This window comes from Corallococcus sp. AB018 (assembly GCF_003986945.1).
GTDB lineage: Bacteria > Myxococcota > Myxococcia > Myxococcales > Myxococcaceae > Corallococcus > Corallococcus exiguus.
The window spans coordinates 1-4,791 of the sequence record NZ_RAWR01000375.1; the positions used below are offsets into that span (position 1 = coordinate 1).

2 protein-coding genes and 1 pseudogene are annotated in these 4,791 nt (G+C 71.8%); all 3 read left to right on the forward strand.

The window, feature by feature from the left end:
• Positions 1–136 (forward strand): annotated as a pseudogene (locus tag D7Y11_RS44780) (cytochrome c oxidase subunit II); the annotation flags it as partial.
• A gap of 1,585 nt (positions 137–1,721) precedes the next feature.
• The gene (locus D7Y11_RS41675; protein WP_233597226.1) at positions 1,722–2,132 is read left to right on the forward strand and encodes a hypothetical protein; all 411 of its coding nucleotides are present in this window, start codon (positions 1,722–1,724) and stop codon (positions 2,130–2,132) included.
• A gap of 39 nt (positions 2,133–2,171) precedes the next feature.
• Entirely contained in the window at positions 2,172–4,769 is a 2,598-nt protein-coding gene (locus D7Y11_RS41680) for an AgmX/PglI C-terminal domain-containing protein (protein WP_126936439.1), read from the forward strand.
• Positions 4,770–4,791 lie beyond the last annotated feature (22 nt).

Here is a 4,791-nt window from a genome sequence, read left to right on the forward strand (position 1 = left end):
CTACGTCATGGGCAAGCAGTGTATGTGGAAGTTCTCCTACCCGGAGGGCCCCAACGGCGTGAACGTGCTGCACGTGCCGGCCATCCGCCTTGTGCGCTTGCTCATCACGTCCCACGAAGTCATACACGCGCCTTATCGTCGGCAGCGTCTGGAGCACCGCCTCTCGCGCGGCCGCGTCGCTCTTCACCAGCGCCTTCGCGTCCAGCACCCGCACCTGCCCCAGGCCCACGTCCGCCGCGTAGAGCAGCCCGGCACGGTCATCCAGCGCCAGCCCCTCCGTCACGCCCGCGCCGAAGCCCCGGTGCCGCACCACCTCCTGCCGGTCCAGGTCCAGCACCGCGACGCCGCTGTTCGCGCTCACCTCCATGCGCTGGGCGTTGGGCCCCACGTTCGGCCCCAGGCTCGACATGAAGAGCCGCTTCAAGCGGTCGCTCGCGACCAGGGCTCGCGGCGCCTTGCCACCCATCACCTGCGCGGAGAAGGCCTCCGTGGTGCCTCCGACAATGGGGACGCCGGGCTTCGGCACCACCGGCGCCAGCTCCCGGCCGTCGTCCTGGCGCAGCAGCACCACCTGCCCCGTCTGGAGGCTGCCCACCGCGAGCAGTCCGTTCCACCGCGCCATCGCGCGCGGGTTCGGATCCACGGCCGCGCTCCATTTCTCGCGGCCATCCTCCAGCGCGAGCGCGTGCACCGTGTCTCGGAGGTGCTCGGCGACGAAGGCCACGCCCTTCGCTCCGTCCACCTCCAGGCCCCACGCACCCGAGGGCGCGGGGACGACCCGGGCCTTCCGCTCCGGCGCGTCCAGTGCGTACAGCCAGAGCTCCGCGCCGTACTGGTGGGCCACGCCCAACCAGGGATGCCCGCTGGCGTCCTTCCAGGTCGCGAGCGCGGACGGCCCGTCTCCCACGGCCATCGCCTCCACGCGGCCGGACTCCACGTCCAGCGCGAACACCGTGTCCGTGGGCGGCGACGCGACGAAGAGCGTGCGCCCGTCCGGGGACAGCGCCATCGCCATCAGGTCAGGGAAGGCCGCGTCGTTGACCAGGGTGAGCCGGGCGGTGCCCGTGGGCCGGGGACCGGTCGCGGCGAGCGACAGCTGCACGTCCGCCTGGAAGGTGCCCTCGGGGAGCTGGAGGTCGGGGGGGAGCCTCGCGTAGCCATGGCGCGCGTCCACCACCGTGAGCGGCACCTCCCGCGACAGGGGCGCGCCGAGCACCAGCCTCAGGCCCGGCACCAGGTTCTCACCATAGAGGGCGATGGGCTGCGAGGTCTGGTTGCTGGTCAGCTTCGGGCCCACCGCCTGGAGGATGGGGCGCGGCTCAGCGGGAGCGGCGGACGGCGCGGGCGTTGGCGCGGGCCCGCGCGGGGGCATCCACACGAAGACCCCAAGGCCCAGGAGCACCAGGGCGCCGAGCACGGCCGCGATCCATCCCCGATTGCGAGTGACACCTATCACGCGTGGGCATGCCTCCGCGCGCGAGCATCCTCCATCCGCCCACCGTGTCACGATGACTTCGTGCCACGTCTGCTCGCATGCTGGGGAGGCGCCGCTCGGAGGGAATCCCACGGGACGTTTCCAGCGTACCGGCACGAAGAAGGACAAGTCGTGGAGGGTCCGCCCCAGGTGAGGTGGACTGCCCCCCACACCTGATCGCCACAGGCCATGCCATGGGGCTGGAGTGTGCGTTGACAGGTCGGGGCTCGCATCGCTTAACCTGTTGATGATGCGACGTTTCCTCTTCTTCTGTGCCGTCGCCAGCGTGCTCGGCTTCGGTCCCCTCTCCCCCGCGAACGATGCCTGGGCCCAGGGGCGTGCACGCGCTCCCAAGACGAAGGCCGTGAAGCCGGCCAAGCCCAAGAAGGGCTCCAGCAAGGCGCCCCCGCGCATCGAGACGAAGTCGAGCACGGCCGTCACGGACCCTGTGACGGGGGATGCCTCGGCCGCCGCGTCGTCCGCGCCGCCGCAGCGTGGCCCGTCGCGCATCGACTTCGACGACCGCCTCATCCAGGGCCAGACGAACAAGTCCGGCGCCGTGTACCTCTATGACCGCAAGGAACTGAAGACGCGGTCGATGCTCCGCGAGCGCGACAGCTTCCGCTCGGAGACGCTCGCCACCGTCTACGATCAGTAGGGCCGTACCGCCCATCACCCTTCGAAGGGAGCGTCACCGTTGAGCGGCCAGCCCAGCGTCCTGCAAGTCGTCATCCTCCGCGACGGCCTCCTGGTGGGGACGGAGGTCTTCGTCCCCGGCACCTACGCGCTCGGCTCCGATGCGTCGTCGGATCTGCGGCTGGACGACGCGTCCGTGTCGCCGCGCCATGCGTTGCTGTACTTCCAGAACGGCCGCACCGCGATCCAGGACGCGGGCGGTGGAACCAGCGGCGTCTTCGTCAACGGACACCAGGTCACCGCCTGTGAGATCCGCTCCGTGGACGAGGTGCTGTGCGGTCCGTTCGTCCTGAAGACGCGGATCCTCAACCAGCGTCCCGTCGAGACCAAGCCGCAGCCGCCGCCCGAGGTCGCCGCGCTCCTCGGAGGTGCGGGGGCTCCGCACTCCGCGATCCCGAACGGAGGGAACGGGGCGACGCACGCGTTCGGGCCCGCCACGAATGGCTTCGCGCCCCAGCACGGCGCGCAGGCCGTCCATGCGCAGCAGACCGTCGTCGCACAGCAAGCTCAGCAAGCCGCGCTGGCACAACAGCAGGCTCAGCAGGCTGCATACGCGCAGCAACAGGCGCAGCAGGCCGCACTCGCGCAGCAACAGGCGCAGCAAGCCGCCTACGCACAGCAGCAGGCCGCCTACGCACAGCAGCAGGCGCAACAGGCCGCCTACGCGCAGCAGCAAGCCCAGCAGGCCGCGTTGGCACAACAGCAGGCGCAGCAGGCCGCCTACGCCCAGCAGCAGGCTCAGCAGGCCGCGCTGGCACAACAGCAGGCGCAGCAGGCCGCCTACGCGCAGCAGCAGGCTCAGCGCGCCGCACAGGCCCAGCAGGCGCAGCAGGCCGCATACGCGCAGCAGGCACAACAAGCGGCGCATGCGCAGCATCCGGGTGCGCACGCCCAGCAGCAGGCGCAACAGGCGGCCTTCGCGCAGCAGAACGCGCACGCCCACCCCGGCGCGCACGCGGGGCATCCCCAGGCCGCGCACGCTCAGACGGGCCACGCACCGCAGGCCGCGCACGGCGCGCACCCGAATGGTGCCCACGCCGCGCAGCCCGCGGCCTCGAAGCCGGCCCCCGCTCCCGCGGTTCCCCCGGGCACCGTCCCCTCCGCGCGGCGCCGTCCTCCGTCGGAGGTCATGCCCAGCCTCCTCGTCGCGGACGATCTGCTCGCGGACCTGGACGCGGACGTCGCGGCGCCCACCTCCGGCCCCCTCGTCCTCGACAAGACCCCGGCCAGCCGCCCCACGCACGCGCCGAAGATCGGCCCGGGCAAGGGCGCGGCCCAGCTCTACCTGGAGCTGTACTGGGGCGCCGTGCGCCGCGACGCGCGCCGCTTCGCCCCGGACGCGAAGAAGCCCGTGAAGGCCGCCCAGGAGGAGCTGGCCCCCATGCCGCTGTGGGGCTTCACCCTCCCGGAGGGTGACGACTTCACCCTCGCCGAGTCCGTCAACGGCAACTACCGCCTCTTCGTGCCCCCCGGCACCGACGTGGAGAAGGCGCACAGCGACGGCCGCTTCGCCCCCGTCACCACCACCGCGCTCGAGTCCGACGGCAGCCGCCGCTTCGTCACCCTGCGCGACGGCGCCGCCGCCCGCCTCACCCAGGGCAAGATGTCGCTCGTCGCCTACGCGGCCCCCGCCCCCGAGCGCGTCTTCGTCAACCCGCTCAAGGGCCTGCCCTGGCTCACCCTCTTCTTCCTCGCCATCTTCGGCGGCGGCCTGGGCTGGTTCATCGCCACCCGGCCTCAAGGCCCCGCGACCGCGGACTTCACCCAGAAGAACCTGCCGCCCGTCGCGCTGCGCCTCATCGCCCCCGAGCCCAAGAAGAAGGAAGAGGCCAAGAAGAAGCTCGAGGCCCTCAAGAAGAAGGAGCCCGTGAAGGAGAAGCCCGTCGTCGCGGAGAAGGCTCCTCCCAAGCCCGTCAAGGAAGTGCAGGTCCCCAAGGCCGTGGCCGCCGCTCCGGAGAGCAAGGCGCTCAAGGCGCTCGCGAAGCTGTCCGCCGCGGGCCCCGCCGCCAATGACCTGCTGGCCGCCGTGGACAAGCTGGGCAGCGGCCCGGGCAGCAAGAACGCCAAGCAGACCAACTACAAACTCGCGGGCCTCATCGGCAAGGCGCCCATCGCCAACGCGGGCCTGGGCACCTTCGGCCTGGGCGGCGGCGGCAAGGGCGGCGGCGCCACCCTGGGCGCGGAGCTGCTGCGCGGCAAGGGCGGCGGCGGCATTGGCGCGCTGGGCGCTGGCGGCGTGGGCAAGGGCGCGGTGGGCGGCACCGTCACGCGCGCCACCGCTCGCAGCATCTCCTCCACCCAGGGCACCGTGGACCGCGAAGCCGTGGCCAAGGTCATCAACAGCCACCTCAATGAGGTGCACGGCTGCTACGAGCGCGCGCTGCTCAAGGACCCCGGCCTCGCTGGCAAGGTGGTGCTGGAGTGGGCCATCGGGCTCAACGGCCGCGTCGCCTCCGCCAAGACGAAGTCCTCCACCCTCCGCAACGCCTCCGTCGAGGCGTGCATCCTCAGCAGCCTGAAGGGCTGGCAGTTCCCAGCTCCCAAGGGCGGCCAAGTCATCATCACGTACCCGTTCCTCTTCAACTCGGTCGGCTACTGACGCGGGGGCCTTCCCCCCACCC

Excerpts from the sequence above, each read along its gene's own strand:
- D7Y11_RS41675 (WP_233597226.1), top strand. The coding sequence starts at position 1,722 with ATGATGCGACGTTTCCTCTTCTTCTGTGCCGTCGCCAGCGTGCTCGGC.